The following is a 3230-nucleotide window of genomic DNA, read 5'->3' on the forward strand; positions in this document are numbered from 1 at the left end:
TGCTGTGCCAGCTCATGGAAAATAACCCCAAGATTACGGCGCAATGCGCCGAATAATCGCTTCTTTCTCGCCTTGGGGATAAACACCACGTGATATTTACAATCCCAACGCGTATGGCTCAGACTTTGATACTCTTTCATTTGAAACTCCTTCTCTTGGTCGAGATCGGAGCTTCACAATGACCGTTGTATAGGTCAAACCTTGGTGAGTCCCCCGGCAAAGCCGGGGGTTTACCTCAGATTAATTAAAGTAGCTATATATGAGAAAAAATCTCAGTTTTGGCCGATATATTGATGCCGAAACCGTTGTAATGCCGAATCGACCATACCTTCCACATTCCCGCGCTGAGTGAATTCATGACGCAAATAGCTTGCATCGCTCCCTTCATGTGCGATCCGATAGATATGTTCAAGCGCAGACGAGCAACCCAAGGTATCCGCATGCGGCTGGATAAGTCGTATTGTGTTCAGAATGTCTTCGCGCAGTGGCACTTGTTCATAGGATTTAGGATGTACGGTTGTGCCATCCAGACCGAAGCGGCACGCTTGAAAGCGATTGTAGTTGTATACGAGATAGTCATCTTCAGCAGGGGCAGGTTCATTGCGCTCTAATAAATATTTACAGAGAGCCTGGAGGTAGCACGCCAAGGCAGCAGCACTTTCAACCGTTAGCGGCGTGTCGCAGACGCGCAGTTCAATGGTTCCATATTCCGGTTTTGGCCGAATATCCCAATAGAAGTCCTTCATGCTTTTGACGACCCCAGTGAGTTCCATTTTGGCGAAATACTGCTGTGCAAAATCTTCCCAGTTCAACAGGAACGGCGCGCGGCCACTGAGTGGAAAGGCGAATACAGAGTTCAGGCGCGCGGAGTTAAACAAAGTGTCACTGCCTTGCACGAAAGGGGAAGACGCTGATAAAGCGATGAAGTGAGGAACATAGCGGTTCAATGCGTGCAGCAGAAAAAGTGCTTCATCTGCACTGGAACACCCAACATGGATGTGTTGGCCGAAAATGGTGAACTGTTTGGTGAGATAACCATATAGTGCAGACACTTCTGCGAATCGCGGCTTTTTAAAAATGCGGCGTTCCGACCATTGTTGAAAGGGGTGGGTGCCGCCACCACAAATTCCGATATTGAGTCTATCTCCTGCGTGAATAAGCGTATCGCGGATTTCCAGAAGTTGCGCCCGCAGCGTTGAATAATCGGTATGAACATCGGTAGCGATCTCAATCATGCTTTCAGTAATTTCAGGGGTCACAACACCAGGGAATGGCTTGCGCCTCAATAACTCGAACATATCCGGGCTGGCGGCGGTCAGGTCGAAATCACTCCGGCTGACTAGTTGTAACTCCAGCTCTACCCCAAGACTCAACGCCTGCGATGTTTTGAATGCTTCAAGTGGCATGTCAGGATTCCTTGCTTTCCGGCACTTCACGCGCCCAAATTAAGGCGCGCTGGATAAGAATAGGGCCTAGTATTTCCAATGTGATGGCTGCAGCTGCTAGCGGTGCGAGTTGATCTACCAAATTAATACCGAGAGAGCGAGTCTGCTCCAATACTAAAATCACAAATGCAGACATCGGAGCGGTTGCCATTCCAATCAACACACCCTTTCTCCATGAGGTGCCACTGATGTAAGCGAAAAGGCTTATACCAACCATTTTTGCAATCTGGCGCACTGCGATGAGCATAAGTCCAAAACCGATTCCGCTAACAACTTGCCGCCATTCAAGTGTTGCTGCGATGAACACAAACAGCAATATAGATAAGAGATCACCAAGAGCACCGAATCCGCGCTGTGATGTATTTAAGGCAACACGACGATGACGAGCAATCAAACCGAACGTCAGTGCCGCTAGTACGGGGGAAAGCTTCAGGCTGTGCGCCAATGTGACAAGGCAAATGATCGCAATCGTGAATGCTAGTGTACCGTCATGGCTAGTGCGTTGAGTGATACGCAGTAAGGCAGGAACGAGAATGCCCACCGTTGTTCCTAGCACCACGGAGGCAAATAGAACGATCAAACTGCTGTATGTTGCCTCCCATAGGTTGCCAGAGGTACGAAATACGACCAACCCGACGATGACTTTGAAAACAAACACGGCCAGCACACTATTCATGGCCGAAAGATGTAGGATACGCTCGGTGACTTGCCCGGAACTGCGTTGTTCGTTGATGACACGCACAATCGTTGCGGGCGAAGTAGCCATGGATAGTGCCGCTAATAGCAGCGCGGTTGGTGTCGATTGCTCAAACCAGCTCGCTAGAAAATAGACTGCCGCAAAGGTTAAAAATGCTTCGGTCAGGCTAGATGCCGCGAGCCACGGATTAGTCCGTAGCCAGCGGAGATTGATGCGATAGCCACACTCAAACAAAATCAAGCCAAATGCGATGTTCACTAAAAGTAACATTGCTGTTGATTGAGCTTGTGGCAAAACACCCGCCTGTGATGAGGCTAAAGCGAAACCAACAATGGCATACGTGCTAATGCGCGGTAGCTTTACCAGACGATAGCCATACTCACCCATGAACCATGCGATCAGAATCGTAAGTGGCCAAGCCATTTCCGTTAATAAAGTCTGGAAATCAAACATATCTCAGCCTCATAAAAAAATCAAAAGCTAATACTGTAATGATGGTCGGCGGCAACGTGCCTAAGATAGGGCATTGTTGAATAAATAAAACTCAGTCCAAACTCGCCATCACCCGCGCTATTTTGATCTTAACTGATATCGGCATACCAATATTGGTCATGACATTTAATGCGTACGCACTGATCCATGCTTCCGTTTTTGCAGAGGCAATGCACGTGCTTTCATCGTACTCCCAAAAATACGCTTGAACCGCTGCATGATCAGTTCGGCATAATTGCGTAAGTTGTAGTCCACCTTTTTCTGCCTGCCAATACGTACATGGGTTACGACCATTTGCATATGTTGATCACGTTGCGTGTCACCAGCATCAGAGATCACCGCATTTTTATGTGTCGCATCCCGGACGATTGCCTGAGTAAACGCATCTGGAAACTTGCCCTAGCTCGCGAGAGTTTAGGTAAGCTTCTGGCAACGCTCAAGGCCCAGACAACATGATCGTCCAATTACACAAAAACGCCCGCACCACGCCTGCCATTCGCAGGGAAATTCAGCAAGCGACCGGCACTCAGGCCGAACTGGCTGCACGCTATAACGTCTCCGTCGATACCATTCACAAGTGGCAGAACCGGGACAGT

The 3230-nt window shown here is 48.7% G+C and carries 3 protein-coding genes; all 3 read right to left on the reverse strand.

Going from position 1 to position 3230, the window contains the following annotated elements; translation table 11 throughout:
• Positions 1–140: transposase (locus FLS37_RS16565; protein WP_198314525.1), on the reverse strand; the 140-nt coding region annotated here is incomplete at its 3' end.
• 132 nt (positions 141–272) lie between these two features.
• Positions 273–1406 (reverse strand): YbdK family carboxylate-amine ligase, encoded by a 1134-nt coding sequence (locus tag FLS37_RS16570; RefSeq protein WP_157671067.1) that lies wholly within the window; start codon positions 1404–1406, stop codon positions 273–275.
• Position 1407: 1 nt separating this feature from the next.
• Positions 1408–2595: a cation:proton antiporter gene (locus FLS37_RS16575; protein WP_157671068.1), complete on the reverse strand. Its 1188-nt coding sequence runs from the start codon at positions 2593–2595 to the stop codon at positions 1408–1410.
• Positions 2596–3230: the final 635 nt, after the last annotated feature.

Source organism: Chitinibacter sp. GC72 (assembly GCF_009760905.1).
In the GTDB taxonomy this organism is placed as follows: Bacteria; Pseudomonadota; Gammaproteobacteria; order Burkholderiales; family Chitinibacteraceae; genus Chitinibacter.